The following is a 20697-nucleotide window of genomic DNA, read 5'->3' on the forward strand; positions in this document are numbered from 1 at the left end:
TATTTGTGTCTACTGCAAACAATAAACCAACGGAGAGCGTGAGTTTAAACGCTTTCAAACAACCACGATCGTTCTATCTCATCTTCTCTATTGAGCTATGGGAACGTTTTGGTTTCTACGGCCTGCAAGGGATTATGGCCGTTTACCTGGTTAAACAGCTGGGTATGTCAGAAGCGGATTCTATCACTCTGTTCTCCTCCTTTAGCGCCCTGGTATACGGTCTGGTGGCGATTGGCGGCTGGCTGGGCGACAAGGTGCTCGGCACCAAGCGCGTCATTATGCTCGGCGCCATCGTTCTGGCTATCGGCTACGGCCTGGTCGCGTGGTCCGGACACGATGCGGGCATCGTGTATATGGGGATGGCAACGATTGCCGTGGGTAATGGCCTGTTTAAGGCTAACCCCTCTTCCCTGCTCTCGACCTGCTATGAAAAGAACGATCCGCGTCTGGACGGTGCATTTACCATGTACTATATGTCCGTCAATATCGGCTCCTTCTTCTCTATGCTGGCGACACCGTGGCTGGCGGCAAAATTCGGCTGGAGCGTCGCTTTCGCTCTGAGCTTTGTAGGCCTGGTGATCACCATCGTCAACTTCGCTTTCTGCCAGCGCTGGGTTAAGCAGTACGGTTCCAAACCTGACTTCGCACCGGTGCACGTGGGCAAACTGCTGGCCACTATCGTTGGCGTGGTCGTTCTGGTCGCGATTGCAACCTGGCTGCTGCACAACCAGGGCATTGCACGTATGGCGCTGGGCGTGGTTGCTCTGGGCATCATCGTTATCTTTGCTAAAGAGGCCTTTGCGATGCACGGCGCGCCGCGTCGCAAAATGATCGTTGCGTTTATTCTGATGCTGCAGGCAATCATCTTCTTTGTGCTGTATAGCCAGATGCCGACCTCCCTCAACTTCTTTGCTATTCGCAACGTTGAACACTCTCTGCTGGGTATCGCTTTTGAACCTGAACAGTATCAGGCGCTGAACCCGTTCTGGATCATTATCGGTAGCCCGATTCTTGCCGCCATTTACAACAAGATGGGCGACACCCTGCCAATGCCGATGAAGTTCGCTATTGGTATGGTCCTGTGCTCCGGCGCCTTCCTCGTGCTGCCGCTGGGCGCGAAGTTCGCCAGCGATGCGGGTATCGTCAACGTCAGCTGGCTGGTGATTAGCTACGGTCTGCAAAGTATCGGTGAACTGATGATCTCCGGCCTGGGCCTGGCGATGGTTGCGCAGCTGGTTCCGCAGCGCCTGATGGGCTTCATCATGGGCAGCTGGTTCCTGACAACCGCTGGCGCTAACCTGATCGGCGGCTACGTTGCGAACATGATGGCAGTACCGGACAACGTCACTGACCCGCTGATGTCGCTGGAAGTTTACGGCCGCGTGTTCCTGCATATCGGTGTCGCAACCGGCGTTATCGCTATCCTGATGCTGCTGACGGCGCCGAAGCTGAACCGCATGACCCAGGACGATGATAAAACGGCAAAAGCCAGCGATACCGCCACGGCTTAAGCTCCCTGGGAAAACCGATAAATTAAACCGCTAACGCTCTGTTAGCGGTTTTTTTTTGCCCCTGGGCGGACTAACATACAGAAAACCGCAGCCACGAGGAGTCACCGATGAAACTGTTCTATAAATCCGGCGCTTGTTCTCTAGCCTCGCATATCGCGCTACGCGAAAGCGGGCTGGACTTTACCCTGCAGGGCGTTGATGTGATGAAAAAACGCCTTGAAAACGGGGAGGATTATTTGCTGGTTAACCCCAAGGGTCAGGTACCGGCGCTGCTGCTGGACGATGACGTGCTGCTGACGGAAGGCGTGGCCATTATGCAGTATATCGCCGATCGCGTACCGGACCGCCAGCTGCTGGCGCCGGTAGGAAGCATCGCCCGCTACCAGACCCTGGAGTGGCTAAACTACGTGGCGACGGAACTGCATAAAGGCTTTACACCGCTGTTTCGCCCGGATACGCCGGAAGATTTCAAACCTATCGCCCGCGCGCAGCTGGATAAGAAAATGCAGTACGTGAACGAATGTCTGCAGGATAAAGAGTGGATTAACGGGCATCGTTTCACCATTGCGGATGGCTACCTGTTCACCGTACTGCGCTGGGCCTACGCCGTGAAGCTGAATATGGAAGGTTATAGCAATATCGCGGCCTGGATGAAACACGTTGCCGCGCGCCCGGCCGTAGCCGCTGCTCTTGAGGCTGAAGGGCTGAAGTAAAACCGATGCTTGCCCGACATGTCGGGCAAGTTCATACCCGCCTTAAAGCTGGGTGGCGCTAAAGTAGTGCTCCGGCTGCGCAATACGATCCTGAGCCGCCACAACCTGAAGCTCATATTCCTGCATGTTTTTAGTCGCCAGCATGATTTCATAAACCGCGCCGGTCACATGCTCCAGCGCATCGCGCAGAGTGGCGCCCTGCAGCAGTTTGACCAGCAGCAACCCGCTGGTAACGTCACCGACGCCTACCGGCTGGCGCATGCCAAAATCCACCAGCGGACGGCTGATATGCCAGGCTTCCTGCGCGGTAACCAGCAGCATCTCAAAACGATCCATACTCAGTCCGGCACGCGAGAGATGCTTCACCAGCACCACCTCCGGCCCCTGAGCAATCAGCTCGCGCGCGGCCAAAACCGCCTCGTTAACGTTTGCCACCGGATGCCCGCAGAGGATCTCCAGCTCAATCAGATTTGGCGCAATAATATCGCTTGCCGGCAGCGCGTAGCGCACGTGAAACTCCGCTACGCCCGGCGCCACGATGCAGCCCTTTTCCGGATGACCCATTACCGGGTCGCAGAAATATTTCGCAGCCGGATTGGCGGCTTTAACCTGACGCACAATGCCAAGAATATGTTCGCCCTGTTCAGCCGATCCCAGATAGCCGCTTAGCACGGCGTCACAGCGCTGCAGTTGGTTAATATCGGCAATCCCCTGAACAATCTCCGTCAAATGCGCTGGCGGCATCACGCAGCCGGTCCATTTACCGTATTGGGTATGATTGGAGAATTGTACGGTATTAAGCGGCCAGACGTTGGCGCCAAGGCGGCGCATCGGAAATTCAGCGGCGCTGTTGCCCGCATGGCCAAACACAACGTGGGACTGGATGGCGAGGATGTTCTTCATCTTAATTACCTGAGAGCAAAAAATAAGGGGCGCGGTTTCCCACGCCCCTGCCTTTACGCAATTACTTCCAGCAGACCAGACAGTAATTTTTCTTACCGCGGCGCAGTAAGGTGTAGCGACCAAAGAGACGGTCGGCGTCGACAAATACGTATTCCGGGTCGGACTGTTTTTCGCCGTTGATGGTCACCGCATTGGATGCGATGGTTTTACGCGCCTGACCGCGGGACGGCTGCAGTTCAGAATCCACCAGCGCCTGCATCAGATCGGCGCCTTTATCCATTTCGATCATCGGCACGCCATCCTGCGCCAGCTGTTCGAAATCGGCTTCGCTCAAATCGCTCAGGTTGCCGTTGAACAGGCTCTCGGTAATGCGTTTTGCCGCCACCAGACCTTCTTCACCGTGCACCAGACGGGTCACCTGCTCGGCCAGCACGTACTGGGCGCGCGGCGCTTTACCGCTGTTTTTGTCTTCCTCCTCCAGGGCATTGATTTCAGCTATGTCCATAAAGGTGAAGAACTTAAGGAAGCGATAAACATCGGCATCCGCGGTGTTGATCCAGAACTGGTAGAACTTATACGGACTGGTTTTCTTCGGATCGAGCCACACTGCGCCGCCTTCGGTTTTACCGAATTTCGTGCCGTCGGCTTTGGTGATCAGCGGGACGGTGAGGCCAAAGACCTGATTCTGGTGCAGACGGCGGGTCAGGTCGATACCGGAAGTAATGTTACCCCACTGGTCAGAACCGCCGATTTGCAGCGCCACGCCGTGCAGCTTGTTCAGGCAAGCAAAGTCGTAGCCTTGCAGCAGGTTGTAGGAGAACTCGGTAAAAGAGATGCCCTGGTCGTCGCGATTCAGACGCTGCTTCACCGCTTCTTTGTTGATCATCTGATTTACGGAGAAGTGCTTGCCGATATCACGCAGGAAGGTGAGCACGTTCATGCTGCCAAACCAGTCGTAGTTATTCGCGGCGATGGCAGAGTTATCACCGCAATCAAAGTCGAGGAAAGGCGCGACCTGTTTGCGAATTTTATCTACCCACTCCTGCACGGTATCTTCAGTGTTCAGTTTACGCTCAGCGGCTTTAAAGCTCGGGTCGCCAATGAGACCCGTCGCGCCGCCAACCAGCGCAACAGGCTTATGGCCCGCCTGCTGAAAGCGTTTCAGGCATAACAATGGAACAAGATGCCCCAAGTGCAAGCTGTCGGCGGTTGGGTCGAAGCCGCAATAGAGCGCGATCGGGCCTTGCGCCAGTCGCTCTGCTAACGCTTCCTCGTCCGTCACCTGGGCTACCAGCCCCCGCTCCTGCAATTGTTTAATCAAGTTACTGCTTGCCATCAAATTCTCCATCTATAAACGACTGCACCTCTGCCGGTACACGACTTTTCGCCAGACGCGAAAAAAAACATCTATACCCTAAATAATTCGAGTTGCAGGAAGGCGGCAAGTGAACGACAAATTCGTCAGGAACGAATTTGAACAACCGAAGATGACCTTCGGTCAGGGACATGGATGTCCCTGATTCATCCCGATGAGCTTACTGTAGTAAGTGATTCGGGTGAGTGAACGCAGCCAACGCACATGCAACTTGAAGTATGACGGGTATACGCAAAATTGTTCAAGCTGCATCGCGGCGGCAAGCATATGAAAGCTCAGGGAACTTACACAGGTAAGCGACAGAGCGGGCAGGCGCAGCGGATAAAGATGCAGCTTGAAAAATGAAGCGTATAGAATAAAGCGCCAGGCCACGATGCACCAGCGCTTAAGACAACATTTTTGCGTCCTTTATGGCGCCAGTCGGTCGATCTGCCAGCCGCTGTTTTGACGCTGATAGAGAAAACGATCGTGCAGACGATGCTCTCCGCCCTGCCAGAACTCCATCTGTTCAATACTGACGCGGAATCCGCCCCAGAAGCTCGGCAGCGGAACTTCGCCCTGCTGGAACTTTTGCTTCAGCTCGAGGAACTTACTTTCGAGGATGCCGCGAGCCGAAATACGGCTGGACTGCTGCGATACCCAGGCGCCAATCTGACTGTCGCGCGGGCGGCTGTGGAAATATTTGACTACTTCCAGCGTCGACAGGCGTTCCGCTTTACCGATAACCATGACCTGGCGCTCCAGCATATGCCATGGAAACAGCAGGCTGATGCGGGGATTTTTTTCAATCTGGTGGGCTTTGCGGCTGCCGAGGTTGGTATAAAACACCAGGCCTTTCTCATCGTAGTGCTTGAGCAACACGATGCGCTGGTAAGGCTGCGAGTTTTCATCAACGGTCGCGACAACCATCGCCGTCGGGTCAGCGAGCTTCGCATCACAGGCCTGGCGCAGCCAGCGTTCAAATAATGCCAGGGGTTCGGCAGGAAGGTCGTGGCGACGCAGGCCACCACGGGTATATTCACGGCGCAGATGCGCAATTTGCTGCAATTCGTCGTTATCAGACATGGCAATTGAGAAAGTCATCAATGGGTGGCGTTATTGTGCGCCCCCATGACTGAAATCTCAACGTTTGGCGGTTTGCAGCTGACAGTTTTCCAGCACAATACGGTCGCGTTTATAAACGGTGGCGCTATCGCCTTTAGACCAGAAGACGTATACGCCATCGGTATAGCGCGCGCCGGAGGCGGAGAGACCCTGCTGTAAATTTAACTGCTGGTTGTCGTAAATGAAGCTGACCTGCTGGCGAGTATTATTGAGATGGACGGTTAACGGTTTTTGCTCGCACTGGTACTCGAGGGTATCCGTGTTCATCCGCTCAACAAACTGGTTGTAGTAGCTACAGCCTGCGAGCATAAAAGGTACAGCAAGAATAAGTATTTTTTTCATCAGTATGCCTTCGACTTTCCCGGTCCGGGAAGGCATAACGCCCTCCCTCAACGTTGGCCAGTTTACGAAGAAACCGGCGCGGGTGATTTCAGTTAACTCTGATTTTGTTGCGGATTGGCCGGGAAAATCGCGCCCAGTACGGTTGCCTGCGACGCGCCGGTCACGGAAGGGAGATTGCCGGGTAAGCCGGCGAGGGTACGCCACGCCAGCCACGCGAAAGCCAGCGCTTCCATATCATCACCGCTAATGCCCGCCTCATCGGTCGTCGACACTTCGGTTCCCGGCAACAGCGCCGCCAGACGCGCCATCAGTAGCGGGTTACGCGCACCGCCGCCGCATACCAGTAGACGCTCGCAGCCTCCGCTTAGCAGCACCTGTTCGCTGATGCTGACGGCAGTCAGTTCGGCCAGGGTCGCCTGAACATCCTGGGCACGAAGCCCCGGATAACGCGCCAGATGCTGCGTGAGCCAGCCGTAGTTAAAGTATTCGCGCCCGGTACTCTTCGGCGCCGGCAGGGCAAACCAGGGATCGCTGAGCATATCCTGCAGCAGCGGCAGCACAATTTTCCCCTCGCTGGCCCACTGCGCGTCTTTATCATAGGGTTTGCCGCACTGGCGCCAGACCCACGCGTCCATCAGCATGTTGCCTGGCCCCGTGTCGTATCCACGTACCGGCTGCCCCGGCGCCAGTAAAGAGAGATTGGCAATACCGCCGATATTGAGAATCATGCGGCGCTCTACCGGATGCGCCAGCAGCGCATGATGGAAAGCAGGAACCAGCGGCGCCCCCTGCCCCCCGAGCGCCATATCGCGGCGGCGAAAGTCTCCGACCACGGTTACGCCGGTGCGCGCGGCAATCTGATTATTGTCGCCTATCTGCCTAGTGTGCGGCGCATCACCCGTTGGCTCATGCCAGACCGTTTGCCCATGGCAGCCGATGGCGATGATATCTGCTGCCTGTAGCTTTTCCTGAGCCATTAGCGCCAGAACCGCATCGGCAAACAGCCGCCCCAGCCGCGTATCCAGCCGCCCTAGCTGCGAAAGCGTGAGCGGCTGCCCCTGACAGATAGCCAGAATCTGTTCTTTAATCGCAATGGGGATGGGATACGTCAGGCTGGCCTGCTGGGCGACCAGATCTTCATTAATTGCTGCAAGCACAACATCCACACCATCAAGGCTGGTGCCGGACATGACGCCGATAAAGCGGCCTGATTTCATACGCTTTCCTTCATTCCATGACTCTCGTATATCCCCACACTCCACCATAAACGAGGGGGCAATGCTATGCTGCTATAATACTTTTTAACAATACAAGCAGCGCGATGGTACTTAGCGTAAAGAACTTATGTTTAGTTTAGGTTGAGACGACTCTGATTATTATTTTTTGTATAGTCACGGTATCTGCTATGCCAGCAGACGCTTAAATGCCATATAATTGGCTACAAGGAAGTTCAACAGAACGCTTCTTGTGAACAGGAGATTCATAAATGATTTTACGTGTTTTGGCTGTCTCGATGATTGGTTTTACGCTTGCAGGTTGCGTCAGCAACAGCGGCCTGTCCGGCGATGTTTACTCCGCATCCGAAGCCAAACAGGTCCAAAGTGTGACCTACGGCACCATTGTGCATACCCGCGCGGTTCAGATTCAGGGCGGAGATGAAAGCAATGCTATCGGCGCCATTGGCGGCGCGGTGCTCGGTGGTTTCCTGGGTAACACCATCGGCGGCGGCACGGGTCGCTCTCTGGCAACCGCAGCTGGCGCTGTCGCGGGCGGCGTAGCCGGTCAGGGCGTCCAGGGCGCAATGAACAAAACCCAGGGCGTTGAGCTGGAAATTCGCAAAGATGATGGCAACACCATCATGGTGGTGCAGAAACAAGGCAGCACGCCGTTCTCCGTCGGACAACGCGTGGCTATCGCCGGCAGCGGCAGCCAGGTTACCGTATCCCCGCGCTAAATCTTTTCCCTGCGGCCCTTGCGGGCCGCTCATTTATATAAAATATGTATCATTTATCATAATAAATAAACACTGCAAATATATTTATATTTTTCCGCCTCCCATCCACAACTTGCGCCTGCTCAATATTCTCCCCTCCGCTATCAAGTAATCTGCATCCTGTATTACGCAAAACATTTACGACAGTGACGTCGTTTTACCTTTGCCCTTTTATTCAGGGATGTTGACTATGTTTATTAATCTCAAACGCTTGCCTGACAGGCTATTTCTTTACGCTGTCGTATGCGGTTTTTCTATTGCTACGATTAATTTCGTTACCGGCTCATTAATTCATCGTATCTCTACAACTTCATCAATGCTGTTTCCCGTATTGACTATCTCACTGATGGGTTTCCATATTATGATTGCCTGTTTTATGGGCATGAAATATCTGTGCGATAAAAAGCAGCTGTACCTGGCGCCAATAGCCTTCGCTTTTGCCTGTTCGGCCCTGTTGATGCTCGGGACCATAGGCAGCTACCCGGACTGGCTGGTATGCGCCCAGGGTCGCGTCATCAACCAGAATGACGCGCTGATTTTTTATTTTTTCCGCAACGTCATGATGGTCGTTTTATTTATAACTTCGATCGTTTTATATCGGCTTCGCCACCGTACCACTCATTCAGGAAAAATTCACGGTCTGGTACTGCTGGGTTGTTTTATTTTGATCGCCGCAACGCTCATATTATCGTGGGTTCATTCCAGCAACTCACCATTACTGAGCATTGAATTCATTGATAATCTGACCTATACCTTTACGCCGCTATGGCATAACCGGGTTGGCTGGGTATTAATTGGCACATGGTCATTTACGCTGATTTTACTTATTAGCCTGACCCGGCTACGCAATATATTCTGGTACAGCGGCGCCTTTTTTTGTACCGCCTATATATTTACGCTGCTGGTTCTGCTCTCCACGGTCAACGGTAACGCTCATTCCTGGAACCAGGCGCGGCTCTTTGAAACGCTGAGCACTCTGTTTTTGATTTTAGTTCTGCTTGTGGATGTTTTTATCCTCTACCGGGAGTCAAACGAAAGGTACGTTCGCTCGTACCAGAATTCTATTCGCGATCCCCTGACCCGGCTGTATAACCGCAGCTATTTCTACGACACGCTGAATCAACGATTAACAAAAGTCTCTGCATCACAGCCGCTATCGGTCATTGTCTGCGATCTTGACCGCTTTAAGCGCATCAACGACACGTACGGCCACGTGCAGGGAGATAAGGTCATTCAGTTTGCTGCCAGCGTGCTGCAGAATAACGTGCGCCAGGAGGACATTGCCGCGCGTATCGGCGGGGAAGAGTTTGCCCTGCTGCTGGTCAATATCGGCGCCAACGAAGCGCTGGCCATTGCCGAACGCATCCGCCTGTCCGTCAGTGAACAGCATGAAGGGTTACCGGAAAGAATGACCATCAGTATGGGGGTTTTCACCACTCAGGATGCGCATGTTGCGGCGGAGGAGTGCGTCAAGCGCGCTGATACCGCCATGTACGAAGCGAAAAACACCGGGCGTAATCGCGTAGTCGTCTGGCAGGCGTAAATAAAAAAGAGGCCTTGAGAAGATTCAAGGCCTCGTTAAGGTCAATCTTTTGCCTGGAGATCGAGGATGTTGTGTTCAAGTTTACGAATCAAATTGAGCAGCGTTTCCACCTCTTCTTTAGAAACACCGGCCAGAATCTCATCACGCGTTTTGCCGATAACCTCTTCCATTTCGTTGATCAGGGGTTCGGCTTTTTCGGTAAGCTTGATACGTTTTGCCCGCCGATCGTTTGCACAGGTCTGGCGAGAAATAAGCCCCTTTTCCTCCAGCTGGTCGAGCGTGCGAACCAGCGAAGGCTGCTCAATACCAATGGCTTTCGCCAGCTGAATCTGCGACTGTTCAGGCGGCAGCTGGTGAATGTTATGCAGCGTGACCCAGTGCGTCTGCGTTAACTCCAGAGGTTTCAGGCGATGGTCGATTAGCGCGCGCCAGACGCGTACCAAACGTGCCAGATCAGAACCAAGTGGCGATTCCAATTTCATCTCCTTATAATTAGCTTGCTAAGTTATTATACTGATTTTAGAATAGTGTGCAGCATTTAAATTACCAAAACAAATGAATTACCTGATTCACTAAAATCAGAACAATGATTTACAATGTGAATAATCGCATAACCTGAACATTCATCCTGAAACGGCAAAGGATTTTTGCTTGTGAAACTGAGTCTTAACACTACCGGATTGCCGCTCCAGGACCTGGTGTTCGGCGCTTCGGTCTATTTTCCTCCTGTCTTTAAAGCCGTTCTGCTGGGCTTCTTTATCTGGTTGGTCGTTCATCGTCAGCTGCGGGACTGGATGTACGCAGGTGAAATCTGGCACCCCCTGCTCATGGATCTCTCCTTCTTTGCGCTCTCCGTTTGTCTGGCGCTGGTTTTACTGACTATCTGGTAATGTTCATTACATGAAGAAACTAAAATATTTATCCACGCTGCTGGTCGCCGCGCTGGCCATTATTGCCGCCTGGCTGGTCTGGAATTACTACACGCAGTCCCCGTGGACCCGCGACGGGAAAGTCCGGGCCGAGCAGGTAGGCGTCACGCCGCAGGTGTCCGGGAGCATCCTGCAGCTCAACGTACGCGATAACCAGCTGGTTAAGGCCGGTGAAGTGCTGTTCAGAATTGATGATACGCCTTATAAAATTGCGCTGCTCAACGCCCAGGCCCAGCTCGACAAGGCTCGAGCTGAAGTTGCCCGCGCGCAGGCTGAACAGAAAAAAGCCGCCAGCGATGCCGCTCGCCGACGCCATCTCTCCGAGAATTTCATCTCCGCAGAAGATTTAGAAAACGCTAATACTGCGCTTAATACCGCTAATACTAACCTGGCAGCGGCTAAGGCCGTCGTGGGAGCCGCCCTGGCCACCCTCGATCATGCCCAATGGCAGCTCGCGCAGACCGAAATTAAGGCTCCGGTTGACGGCTGGGTAACGAACCTTTCGACCCGCATTGGCGACTACGCAACCGTAGGCCATCCGCTTTTTGCCCTCGTCGACAGCCACTCCTTTTACGTGATCGGTTATTTTGAAGAAACGAAACTGCGTAATATCCGTCCCGGCGATAGCGCGCAGATCGTCCTCTATAGCAGCAAACAAAAGTTACAGGGTCACGTAGGCAGTATCGGACGCGCTATTGTCGATCAGAGCGTAGAGAGCGGAAGTGGTCTGGTAGCGAATATTAAACCGAATATTCCCTGGGTACGCCTTGCCCAGCGCGTGCCGGTGCGCATTGAGTTTGACCATCTGCCGCCGGATATCACGTTGGTCTCCGGTACCACCTGCACCGTTGCCATTGGCGCGCAGTAATGAAGCTACAGGCCCTGACGTGGCGCTCTCTTCCCTGGATTAAGGCCAGCCGTCCGCAGTGGCGCTATGCCCTGCGTAACGGGATTGCCATGTGCCTGGCGTTGAGCGTCGCCTACTGGCTGAATCTTGACGAACCCTACTGGGCGATGACTTCCGCCGCGGTAGTCAGCTTTCCCACCGTCGGCGGCGTGATCAGCAAAAGCTTTGGCCGTATTGCCGGCAGCCTGCTCGGCGCCTGCGCGGCGCTGCTGCTGGCCGGCCATACGCTCAACGATCCGTGGCTATTTCTTTTTAGTATATCGGCGTGGATAGCTCTCTGTACCTGGGCCTGCGCGATGTTCACCAATAACGTCGCCTATGCATTCCAGCTTGCGGGCTACACCTGCGCGATTATCGCTTTCCCGGTTATCAATATTACCGATGCTAACGAACTGTGGACTATCGCCCAGTCGCGCGTCTGCGAGGTTATCGTCGGTATATTGTGCGGCGGGCTAATGATGATGATTTTACCGAGTACCTCCGACGGCACCACGCTACTGAGCGCGCTAAAAAATATGCATGCCCGCCTGCTGGAACACGCCAGTCTGCTGTGGGTCCCGGAAACAACCGATGCTATCCGCGCCGCGCACGAGAGCGTGATTGGGCAAATCCTGACCATGAATCTGCTGCGCATTCAGGCCTTCTGGAGCCATTATCGCTTTCGCCGGCAAAATCCGCTGCTCAACTACCTGCTACATCAGCAGCTACGAATGACCAGCGTCATTTCGAGCCTGCGGCGGATGCTGCTTAACTGGCCCGCCGCGCCCGCTCGTACTCGCGAGATTCTGGAGTCTTTGCTCAGCGAGTTAGCGCTTTCAAACGCCGATGCTTACAGCGTTGCCCGCATTATCGCGCCGCTTGCGCCGCCCGCCGATGCCGACTACCGACACATCGCCTTCTGGAAGCGCCTGCGCTATTTTTGTCGCCTGTATCTGGAGAGCAGCCGCTGGCTCAAGCGCATCGAAAACGCCACCGCGATCACCGAATTCAACGTACCTTCCGCACCCGCGCTGGCCCGCCATACCGATCAGGCCGAAGCTCTCTGGAACGGAGTTCGCGCTTTTTGCGCGCTGGTGATGGTCGGCGCATGGGGTATAAGCACCCAGTGGCAGGCCTGCGCTGCAGCGCTTACTCTGGCGGCTATCTGCTGCGTGCTCTATTCGGTTTCACCCTCACCGTTTAAATCATTAACGCTTTTAATGCGTACCCTGATCCTGCTTTCGCTCTTTAGCTTTGTCGTGAAATTTGGCCTGATGGTGCAGATAACCGATTTATGGCAGTTTTTGCTATTTCTGTTTCCCCTGCTGACCACCATGCAGTTGCTCAAACAGCAGATGCCAAAGCTCGCCGGACTGTGGGGGCAGTTGATCGTTTTTATGGGCTCATTTATTTCGGTCACCAACCCGCCGGTGTACGACTACGCTTCGTTTCTTAATGATAATCTGGGAAAAATCATTGGGGTAGGACTTGCCTGGCTGGCTTTCGCCATTATCAGTCCAGGTTCAGACGCGCGTAAAAGCCGTCGGCACATCCGTGCGTTACGGCGTCACTTTGTCGACCAGTTGAGTCGTCGTCCGCAGCATAGTGAACATGAATTTGAGTCGCTGGTTTATCATCACATTAGCCAGCTTAGCAACAGTCAGGATGCGCTGGCGCGCCGCTGGCTGCTGCGCTGGGGCGTCGTGTTACTCAATTGTTCCCACGTGGTGTGGCAACTACGCGACTGGGAAACGCGCTCCGACCCGCTCTCGCAGGTGCGCGATCTGTGCATTAGCCTGCTGCGTGACGTGATGAGCGAGCGCGGCGTTCAGCAGCGCCCTCTCGCTTCAACGCTGCAGGAACTGCAGCGCATCTGCGACGCGCTTAATCGCCACCACCAGCCCGCCGCCAGAGAGCTGGCGGCGGTTATCTGGCGACTCTGGTGCGCCCTGTCTCAGCTGGAACAGGCGCCGATCGCAGGAACGTTGACGGAAAGGACTACTTGATGACGCCGCAGGCGAAGCGCTCGCCGCCACCGCCGAGAGGCTGCGGGCTGTCGGACATATTATCGCCCCCCACGTGAATCATCAGCGCCTTGCCTTTCACTTCATCGAGGGTTTTTAAACGTGGCGCGACCACCGGCTGGGTGGCTTTTCCGTCGTTATTAACCACCAGGAACGGCAGATCGCCGAGATGACCGGCGCCGTCAGGACCTTCATGCTTTCCGGTGTTTTGCGGATCGTAATGTCCGCCGGCTGCGCCAGCGGCGACGGCTTTACCTTCTTTGATGGCCGGCTGGCAGCTACCGTTGGCGTGAATATGGAAGCCGTGCTCGCCGGGAGGCAGCGCTTTCAGGTCCGGAGTAAACTCGAGACCTTTCGCGGTTTCACTAATTTTCACGCTACCGATGGCCTGACCAACGCTCTGGCTGGTCACAAGATTGATATCGACGCTTTCGCTGGCCGCCTGCGCGCCCGCACAGGCGGCCAGGGTAAGTATGGCGAGAATACATCGTTGCATAACACCTCCTCAATGGCTCTATCACTATTCAGTGTAGGCCATTGCTGAGGTGTCGGTGTTTACGGAACGTCGTAGCCTAAGGCCGCTTTGCGAATGCGGAACCACTGCTGACGGCTCATATTTAGCTTTTCAGCGACAACCGCCGAGCGCACGCGCTCAATTTTTCCTGAACCGATAATTGGCAGCGGCTGCGACGGCAGACGCAGGATCCAGGCGTACACCACCTGCTCAATGCTTTCCGCATTGAGCTCCTGAGCGACGCGGGCCAGCTCATCGCGCAGCGGCTGGAAGCTTTCGTCGTTAAACAAACGACCGCCGCCGAGGCAGGACCAGGCCATCGGTCGGATACGCAGCTGCTGAAGCTGATCGAGCGTACCGTCAAGCAGCAGCGGCTGGTGAACCGGGGAAATTTCCACCTGATTAGTCGCCAGGGTAAACGGCAGGCGCGACTGCAGCAGGGTAAACTGGGCGGGGGTAAAGTTCGACACGCCGAAGTGGCGAACCTTGCCGCTATGATGTAAAGCCAGGAAGGCCTCAGCCACTTCGTCAGCATCCATCAGCGGGTCCGGGCGATGAATCAGCAGCAGGTCCAGATGGTCGGTCGCCAGATTACGCAGCGACTGCTCCGCGCTCAGCACAATATGGTCGCGGTCGGTAATATAGTGGCCGATGGTATTTTCTGCCCGCGCTTTCGTGGCAATTCCGCATTTGGTGACGATCTCCATCCGGTTGCGCAGATGGGGCGCCAGCTTTAGCGCTTCGCCAAACGCCGCCTCACAGCGATAGTCGCCGTAAATGTCGGCATGATCGATGGTGGTGATGCCTAGCTCCAGGTGTTGCTCCACAAAGCCCACCAGCGCCTGAGCGGACATCTTCCAGTCCATCAGACGCCAGTAGCCCATCACGAAACGAGAGAATTCCGGCCCCTGGGGAGCCATAGCAATACGCTGAACCATAACAGCTTCCTCAATAAAAAAGTGTCCTGAGTATACGCAATTTTTTGCTTAAAACAGTGAGGGTTGCTGCGGTTCTTCCGCACTATCCTGCTTAGCTGCGCGTAATTTACGCAGCAGCCGCTGGCGACACAGACGCAGAACATCCTGCTTTTGCGCATCGCTCATTTTCTGCCAGTTGAAACGCTCATCGCGGCTACGCATGCACCCCCGGCAGTAGCCGCGTTCATCAGACTGACAAATCCCCCGGCAGGGACTCTGTACCGGGAAGAACTCCAGTTGTTCAGCCACTTCGCCTCTCCAGCCGCTCATCTCTGTCTTTATTGAAGACGTTTCATCCGCCGTACGCAAATTTTGTTCGTCGCCCTCTGCGCCAGGCAGCATTTTTAATTATGGCTTGCATTAGACCAATCGGTCTATTACAGTGAGCGCCATGAACAAACACAGTGAATGCAATACCCGCGAACATATCCTGGCCACCGGCGAGCAGCTTTGTATGCATCGGGGTTTTACCGGTATGGGGCTGAGTGAACTGCTAAAAACAGCGGAAGTGCCGAAAGGTTCTTTCTATCACTATTTTCGCTCTAAAGAAGCCTTTGGCGTAGCGCTGCTCGACCATCACTACGCCGGATATCTTCAGCGCCTGGTTGAGCATTTTGCCCACGGCGAGGGAAACTATCGCGACCGCCTTTTGGCCTATTATCAGCATGCGCTGACCCAGTTTTGCCAGCAGGGCATCATTAGCGGCTGCCTGACGGTGAAGCTGTCGGCAGAGGTCTGCGATCTGTCGGAAGATATGCGCACCGCGATGGATAAAGGGGCCAGTCAGATCATTACCCTGCTGGCCGATGCGCTGGAGCAAGGCCGTCAGGAAGGTAGCCTCACGTTTGACGGTGACGCATTAACGCTCTCGCAGGTGCTTTACTCTCTGTGGCTGGGGGCGAATCTGCAGGCCAAGATTACGCACAGCGCAACGCCGCTGGAAAGCGCCCTGGCCCACGCTAAAAAAATTATTGCTGCGCCTGCCCTATAACAGGCGTTTTTATTTAACCCGTTTCAAGACGACCGGTCTACTCAGGAGTCATTATGTCAGAATCAAAGTTGTTTACCCCGTTGAAAGTAGGTGCGGTAACCGTGCCGAATCGCGTGTTTATGGCTCCGCTAACGCGTCTGCGCAGTATTGAGCCGGGGGATATTCCCACCCCGCTGATGGGCGAATACTACCGCCAGCGCGCCAGCTCCGGCCTGATTATTTCCGAAGCGACCCAGATTTCCGCTCAGGCTAAAGGCTACGCGGGTGCGCCAGGGCTGCACAGTCCGGAACAGATTGCCGCATGGAAAAAGATCACCGCCGGCGTCCACGCTGAAAACGGGCGTATTGCCGTCCAGCTGTGGCATACCGGGCGTATTTCGCACAGCAGCATCCAGCCCGGCGGCGCCGCCCCGGTTGCGCCATCGGCCATCAGCGCGGGCACCCGGACTTCGCTGCGCGACGAAAACGGCCATGCCATTCGCGTTGACACCTCAATGCCGCGCGCGCTCGAAACCCACGAGATCCCAGGGATCGTTGATGATTTCCGTCAGGCGGTAGGTAACGCCCGCGATGCCGGATTCGATCTTGTCGAACTGCACTCCGCCCACGGTTACCTGCTGCACCAGTTCCTTTCCCCTTCTGCCAACCATCGTACTGACCAGTACGGCGGCAGCGTGGAAAATCGCGCTCGCCTGGTGCTGGAAGTGGTTGATGCGGTGAGTGAAGAGTGGAGCGCCGACCGTATCGGTATTCGCGTCTCGCCCATCGGCAGTTTCCAGAACGTCGATAATGGCCCGAATGAAGAAGCCGATGCGCTCTATCTGATCGAAGAGCTGGCGAAACGCGGTATTGCCTACCTGCACATGTCCGAACCGGACTGGGCTGGCGGCCAACCGTACAGCGATGAGTTCCGCCAGAAAGTGCGCGACCGTTTCCCGGGCGCTATTATCGGCGCGGGCGCCTACACGGTTGAAAAGGCCAACGATCTGATCGGTAAAGGGCTGATCGATGCCGTGGCCTTTGGTCGCGACTACATTGCTAACCCGGACCTGGTGGCGCGCCTGCAGAAAAAAGCCGCTCTGAACCCACAGCGTCCGGAAAGCTTCTACGGCGGCGGCGCGGAAGGTTATACCGATTACCCTACCCTGTAATCCCTCCATTGATAGCGGCGGGTTATCGCCGCTATACTCAACGCTCTGATGTATCAAAATAAACTGCATAGGGGACATTATGCGCTTACTTCACACCATGCTGCGCGTTGGCGACCTGCAACGTTCTATTGAGTTTTACACCAATGTGCTGGGCATGAAACTGCTGCGCACCAGCGAAAACACTGAATATAAATACTCGCTGGCATTCGTGGGTTACGGCGAAGAAAGCGATACCGCCGTGATTGAGCTGACCTACAATTGGGGCGTGGATAAGTACGATCTCGGTAACGCGTATGGTCATATTGCGCTGAGCGTTGAAAACGCGGCGGAAGCCTGCGAACGTATTCGTCAGAACGGCGGCAATGTGACCCGTGAAGCCGGCCCGGTTAAAGGCGGTACGACGGTCATCGCCTTCGTCGAAGATCCGGATGGTTATAAAATCGAGCTGATTGAAGAGAAAGACGCCGGAAAAGGCCTCGGCAACTAATCTGCTGCGGGCGCCCGCGGTGCCCGCTGTTTTATCCCCTTCCTGCTGCAAGCCGCGGCAAAATTTGCCATAATGCGCGCTACTTTTTTCCAGCTAAGAGAATCTGATGTCCGAGAACGCTCAACTGAATGGTCTGTGCGACCGTTTTCGCGGTTTTTATCCAGTGGTAATTGATGTTGAGACCGCCGGATTTAATGCCAAAACCGACGCCCTGCTGGAGATCGCCGCTATTACGCTGAAAATGGACGAAGAAGGCTGGCTCATGCCGGACGAAACGCTGCATTTTCATGTTGAACCTTTTGAGGGCGCTAACCTGCAGCCCGAAGCTCTGGCTTTTAACGGTATTAACCCCAACGATCCCGAGCGCGGCGCGGTGAGCGAATACGATGCGCTGCACGCGATTTTTAAAATGATCCGCAAGGGCATGAAAGAGAGCGACTGCAGCCGCGCTATTATGGTCGCGCATAACGCCACCTTCGACCATAGCTTTACCATGGCGGCGGCAGAACGTGCGGGGCTGAAACGTAATCCATTCCATCCGTTCGTCACCTTCGATACCGCGGCCCTGAGCGGTCTTGCGCTTGGCCAAACGGTATTGTCGAAAGCCTGTATCGCCGCCGGAATGGCATTTGACGGGACTCAGGCCCACTCTGCGCTTTACGATACCGAACAAACGGCGCAGCTATTCTGCGAAATCGTCAACCGCTGGAAGCGTCTTGGCGGCTGGCCCTTACCTGTGGCCGAAGAATAAATGAAAAAAAAGCGACTTCACGGGAAGTCGCTTTTTTATTTAAAGCAAAATTACTCTGCTTTCGGCTCGTCAGTTTTGGACTTAGCGGCCGTTTCTTTGATCAGCTGCTGCAGTTCGCCGCGCTGATACATTTCAATCACGATGTCACAGCCGCCGACCAGCTCACCGTCTACCCACAGCTGCGGGAAGGTTGGCCAGTTAGCGTATTTAGGCAGCTCCGCGCGGATGTCCGGGTTTTGCAGGATATCGACGTAGGCAAAACGTTCGCCACAGGCAGAGAGCGCCTGAACGGCCTGAGCGGAGAAACCGCAGCTTGGCAGCTTCGGAGACCCTTTCATATACAGCAGGATCGGGTTTTCAGCGATTTGACGTTGGATTTTTTCTAAAGTCGTGCTCATTGTCGTGCTTCCTTAAACTTCTCTACGGCAGTAATTTGTCATTGTAGCGCCCTGAACGCAGGACCGATAATAACATTTTTTTCACTTGCTACATTTTATCTTCTGTAGGCAAAAGTTGCCTCAAAAATATCATTTTATTGCTATACGCAGCAACGCATTGCGCGTTTTTCATGCGGCGAGCCCGCCGGGAGACGCATTTTTTTGCAAATGTTAACCAAACGAGACTTTAGATACAAAAGAGTATTAACTTTCCACGATTTTATGCTTTAGAATCGATGCGTTTTGTCATTCATCGTCAGGCATAGGTATATGTCTGTAATTTAATCAGGGGATTGCTCAGTGGCGCGTCTTAACAAAATCGCGATTTCGCTCTGTGCATTACTTTTCACATCTATTTCACTTACGCCGCTGGCGCATGCTTCCGGGCATACGCACGCTTCGGCCACGCCCAAAGCGCATCCGGCTAAAGGCACTACCGCAGAGCGTAAGAAAAAAGCAGCCAGTTCCAAAAGCAAAACCACCGCCAAAACCTCCAGCAAAAAAACACCGACCGCCAGCCGCAGCAAAACAACCGCTTCACGCCAGACCGCCAGCGCCACCAAAAAATGCGTCCTGCGCAAGGGCTACAAAAAGCTGTGCGCCAGCTCGACAAGGTCGATTGCGGAAAGCAAGCTGGCCGCGGCGAGCCTGCAGAAAAAGTGCGTGGCGCGTAAAGGCTATAAAACCCGCTGCAAACCCATTGCCGACGAGCCGCAGCTGACTATCGCCGATGCGCATAAAGCGCGGGTACAAAAAGCGCAAAGCACCGCGATGTCAAAGTTGATGGATCAGATTGGCAAACCTTATCGCTGGGGCGGGACCTCTCCGCGCACCGGATTTGATTGCAGTGGTCTGGTCTATTACGCCTATAAAGACCTGGTTAAAATTCATATTCCGCGCACTGCCAATGAGATGTATCACCTGCGCGACGCTCGTCCAGTGGATCGCGGCGAGCTGCAAAGCGGGGATCTCGTCTTCTTCCGCACCCGCGGGCGCGGGACGGCAGATCACGTCGGGGTATACGTCGGCAACGGCAAGTTTATCCAGTCTCCGCGCACCGGTCGCGATATACAGATTACCTCTTTAAGCGACGATTACTGGGTACGCCACTACGTCGGCGCGCGTCGCGTTATGACGCCGAAAACCATTCGCTAAATGTGCCTTGTCGCTGCGGCGACAGGGTAACTCTCTCTTTTGCCACATCTTTTAATTTGCTACTATTACCTTGCGCAATACAGGGTTATTGCGCGCACCAGACCCAGAATAATTGCAGCAGCATCACAGAACGCCCTGCCGTTTTGAACCGCGCTTGCGCAGGCCTCAAAGGGGCGAGGCATAAGCCGAGTCTTGCGGCAGCTCAGCGCATCCCGGGAGCGAACAACAGTACATGACCGGGGTAAGTGCAGGCAGTTAATACAGATGCCGCTGGGATTATGAAGGGTATAACGATAAAAAGGAGAGTAGCAATGTCGTTCGAATTACCTGCATTACCATATGCAAAAGACGCCCTGGCGCCGCACATTTCAGCGGAAACCCTGGAATACCACTACGGTAAGCACCACCAGGCCTATGTGACTAACCTTAACAACCTGATCAAAGGCACCGCGTTTGAAGGCAAAACCCTGGAAGAGATCGTGCGTTCTTCCGATGGCGGCGTCTTCAACAACGCCGCGCAGGTCTGGAACCACACCTTCTACTGGAACTGCCTGGCACCAAACGCCGGTGGCGAACCGGAAGGCGAACTGGCGGCGGCTATCGCTAAATCCTTCGGCAGCTTCGCGGATTTCAAGGCCAAATTCACCGACGCGGCGGCAAAAAATTTCGGCGCAGGCTGGACCTGGCTGGTGAAAAATGCCGACGGTAGCCTGGCCATCGTCTCTACCAGCAACGCCGGTACGCCGCTGACCAGCGACGCTACCCCGCTGCTGACCGTGGATGTCTGGGAACATGCGTATTACATCGACTACCGTAACGCCCGTCCGAACTATCTGGAACACTTCTGGGCGCTGGTAAACTGGAAGTTTGTTGCCGCTAATCTGGCAGCATAAAAGCCAACCGCAGAAGCA

At 54.7% G+C, this 20697-nt stretch carries 23 protein-coding genes; 13 read left to right on the forward strand and 10 right to left on the reverse strand.

Annotated features, from left to right (window positions below; translation table 11 throughout):
- The first annotated feature begins 5 nt into the window (after positions 1–5).
- Complete coding sequence (gene dtpA / locus ACSIPU_RS03135) at positions 6–1511, forward strand: dipeptide/tripeptide permease DtpA (protein ID WP_024274267.1); 1506 nt, start codon at positions 6–8, stop codon at positions 1509–1511.
- 107 nt (positions 1512–1618) lie between these two features.
- A complete protein-coding gene (gstA, locus tag ACSIPU_RS03140) occupies positions 1619–2224 on the forward strand; it encodes a glutathione transferase GstA (RefSeq protein WP_023321116.1) in 606 nt (201 codons plus the stop codon).
- A 42-nt stretch (positions 2225–2266) separates the two neighbouring features.
- Here the strand turns inward: gstA and pdxY are convergent, their stop codons facing one another.
- The 5 genes from pdxY to anmK all read right to left on the reverse strand — a co-directional run bounded on the left by pdxY (position 2267) and on the right by anmK (position 7165).
- Positions 2267–3127 carry a pyridoxal kinase PdxY gene (gene pdxY, locus ACSIPU_RS03145; RefSeq protein WP_023321117.1) on the reverse strand — a complete coding sequence of 287 codons (861 nt, stop codon included), beginning with the start codon at positions 3125–3127 and terminating at the stop codon, positions 2267–2269.
- Positions 3128–3188: 61 nt separating this feature from the next.
- Entirely contained in the window at positions 3189–4463 is a 1275-nt protein-coding gene (tyrS, locus tag ACSIPU_RS03150) for a tyrosine--tRNA ligase (protein WP_004102653.1), read from the reverse strand.
- Positions 4464–4910: 447 nt separating this feature from the next.
- Positions 4911–5567, reverse strand: coding sequence for a pyridoxamine 5'-phosphate oxidase (pdxH, locus tag ACSIPU_RS03155; RefSeq protein ID WP_024274268.1), 657 nt, complete (start codon positions 5565–5567; stop codon positions 4911–4913).
- A 57-nt stretch (positions 5568–5624) separates the two neighbouring features.
- Complete coding sequence (gene mliC, locus ACSIPU_RS03160; RefSeq protein ID WP_024274269.1) at positions 5625–5948, reverse strand: C-type lysozyme inhibitor; 324 nt, start codon at positions 5946–5948, stop codon at positions 5625–5627.
- 92 nt (positions 5949–6040) lie between these two features.
- Complete coding sequence (gene anmK / locus ACSIPU_RS03165) at positions 6041–7165, reverse strand: anhydro-N-acetylmuramic acid kinase (protein ID WP_196557522.1); 1125 nt, start codon at positions 7163–7165, stop codon at positions 6041–6043.
- A gap of 269 nt (positions 7166–7434) precedes the next feature.
- Here anmK and slyB point away from each other — a divergent pair, with 269 nt between their 5' ends.
- Positions 7435–7902: an outer membrane lipoprotein SlyB gene (gene slyB / locus ACSIPU_RS03170; protein ID WP_004102663.1), complete on the forward strand. Its 468-nt coding sequence runs from the start codon at positions 7435–7437 to the stop codon at positions 7900–7902.
- Between the two features lie 229 nt (positions 7903–8131).
- On the forward strand, positions 8132–9484 hold the full coding sequence (locus tag ACSIPU_RS03175; RefSeq protein ID WP_004102665.1) for a sensor domain-containing diguanylate cyclase: 1353 nt from the start codon (positions 8132–8134) through the stop codon (positions 9482–9484).
- A 41-nt stretch (positions 9485–9525) separates the two neighbouring features.
- Here the strand turns inward: ACSIPU_RS03175 and slyA are convergent, their stop codons facing one another.
- On the reverse strand, positions 9526–9966 hold the full coding sequence (gene slyA / locus ACSIPU_RS03180) for a transcriptional regulator SlyA (protein ID WP_016810099.1): 441 nt from the start codon (positions 9964–9966) through the stop codon (positions 9526–9528).
- A gap of 171 nt (positions 9967–10137) precedes the next feature.
- Here slyA and ACSIPU_RS03185 point away from each other — a divergent pair, with 171 nt between their 5' ends.
- From ACSIPU_RS03185 to ACSIPU_RS03195, 3 genes are read left to right on the forward strand one after another with little or no spacing between them, the layout of a single operon-like run.
- Positions 10138–10374, forward strand: a complete 237-nt coding sequence (locus ACSIPU_RS03185) for a DUF1656 domain-containing protein (protein ID WP_004102668.1) — start codon at positions 10138–10140, stop codon at positions 10372–10374.
- 10 nt (positions 10375–10384) lie between these two features.
- The gene (locus ACSIPU_RS03190) at positions 10385–11281 is read left to right on the forward strand and encodes an efflux RND transporter periplasmic adaptor subunit (protein ID WP_004113442.1); all 897 of its coding nucleotides are present in this window, start codon (positions 10385–10387) and stop codon (positions 11279–11281) included.
- Positions 11281–13305: an FUSC family protein gene (locus tag ACSIPU_RS03195; protein ID WP_004102672.1), complete on the forward strand. Its 2025-nt coding sequence runs from the start codon at positions 11281–11283 to the stop codon at positions 13303–13305. Before ACSIPU_RS03190 ends, ACSIPU_RS03195 begins: the two co-directional genes overlap by 1 nt.
- Here ACSIPU_RS03195 and sodC read toward each other — a convergent pair.
- Genes sodC through ACSIPU_RS03210 form a run of 3 tightly spaced genes read right to left on the reverse strand, consistent with a single transcriptional unit; the run spans position 13298 to position 15084 of the window.
- On the reverse strand, positions 13298–13819 hold the full coding sequence (gene sodC / locus ACSIPU_RS03200; protein WP_004102674.1) for a superoxide dismutase [Cu-Zn] SodC: 522 nt from the start codon (positions 13817–13819) through the stop codon (positions 13298–13300). The two genes, ACSIPU_RS03195 and sodC, sit on opposite strands and share 8 nt — an antisense overlap.
- Before the next feature lie 59 nt (positions 13820–13878).
- Positions 13879–14775, reverse strand: a complete 897-nt coding sequence (locus ACSIPU_RS03205; RefSeq protein WP_024274270.1) for an aldo/keto reductase — start codon at positions 14773–14775, stop codon at positions 13879–13881.
- Between the two features lie 48 nt (positions 14776–14823).
- Positions 14824–15084: a DUF1289 domain-containing protein gene (locus ACSIPU_RS03210; protein ID WP_153675721.1), complete on the reverse strand. Its 261-nt coding sequence runs from the start codon at positions 15082–15084 to the stop codon at positions 14824–14826.
- Between the two features lie 121 nt (positions 15085–15205).
- Here ACSIPU_RS03210 and ACSIPU_RS03215 point away from each other — a divergent pair, with 121 nt between their 5' ends.
- The 4 genes from ACSIPU_RS03215 to rnt all read left to right on the forward strand — a co-directional run bounded on the left by ACSIPU_RS03215 (position 15206) and on the right by rnt (position 18194).
- Positions 15206–15805, forward strand: coding sequence for a TetR/AcrR family transcriptional regulator (locus ACSIPU_RS03215; protein ID WP_024274271.1), 600 nt, complete (start codon positions 15206–15208; stop codon positions 15803–15805).
- A 53-nt stretch (positions 15806–15858) separates the two neighbouring features.
- Positions 15859–16956: an alkene reductase gene (locus ACSIPU_RS03220; protein WP_047719778.1), complete on the forward strand. Its 1098-nt coding sequence runs from the start codon at positions 15859–15861 to the stop codon at positions 16954–16956.
- A 79-nt stretch (positions 16957–17035) separates the two neighbouring features.
- Positions 17036–17443, forward strand: a complete 408-nt coding sequence (gloA, locus tag ACSIPU_RS03225) for a lactoylglutathione lyase (RefSeq protein ID WP_004102689.1) — start codon at positions 17036–17038, stop codon at positions 17441–17443.
- 106 nt (positions 17444–17549) lie between these two features.
- Complete coding sequence (rnt, locus tag ACSIPU_RS03230; protein ID WP_004102691.1) at positions 17550–18194, forward strand: ribonuclease T; 645 nt, start codon at positions 17550–17552, stop codon at positions 18192–18194.
- Between the two features lie 50 nt (positions 18195–18244).
- Here the strand turns inward: rnt and grxD are convergent, their stop codons facing one another.
- Positions 18245–18592 (reverse strand): monothiol glutaredoxin 4, encoded by a 348-nt coding sequence (gene grxD, locus ACSIPU_RS03235; RefSeq protein ID WP_032728362.1) that lies wholly within the window; start codon positions 18590–18592, stop codon positions 18245–18247.
- A 339-nt stretch (positions 18593–18931) separates the two neighbouring features.
- On the opposite strand from grxD, the gene ACSIPU_RS03240 reads away from it, so the two are divergent.
- Both ACSIPU_RS03240 and sodB read left to right on the forward strand, forming a co-directional pair.
- Positions 18932–19786: a C40 family peptidase gene (locus tag ACSIPU_RS03240; RefSeq protein ID WP_004102694.1), complete on the forward strand. Its 855-nt coding sequence runs from the start codon at positions 18932–18934 to the stop codon at positions 19784–19786.
- 311 nt (positions 19787–20097) lie between these two features.
- Complete coding sequence (gene sodB / locus ACSIPU_RS03245) at positions 20098–20679, forward strand: superoxide dismutase [Fe] (protein WP_004102696.1); 582 nt, start codon at positions 20098–20100, stop codon at positions 20677–20679.
- Positions 20680–20697 lie beyond the last annotated feature (18 nt).

The sequence above is a fragment of the Klebsiella sp. HN106 genome (assembly GCF_051209435.1).
GTDB lineage: Bacteria > Pseudomonadota > Gammaproteobacteria > Enterobacterales > Enterobacteriaceae > Klebsiella > Klebsiella oxytoca.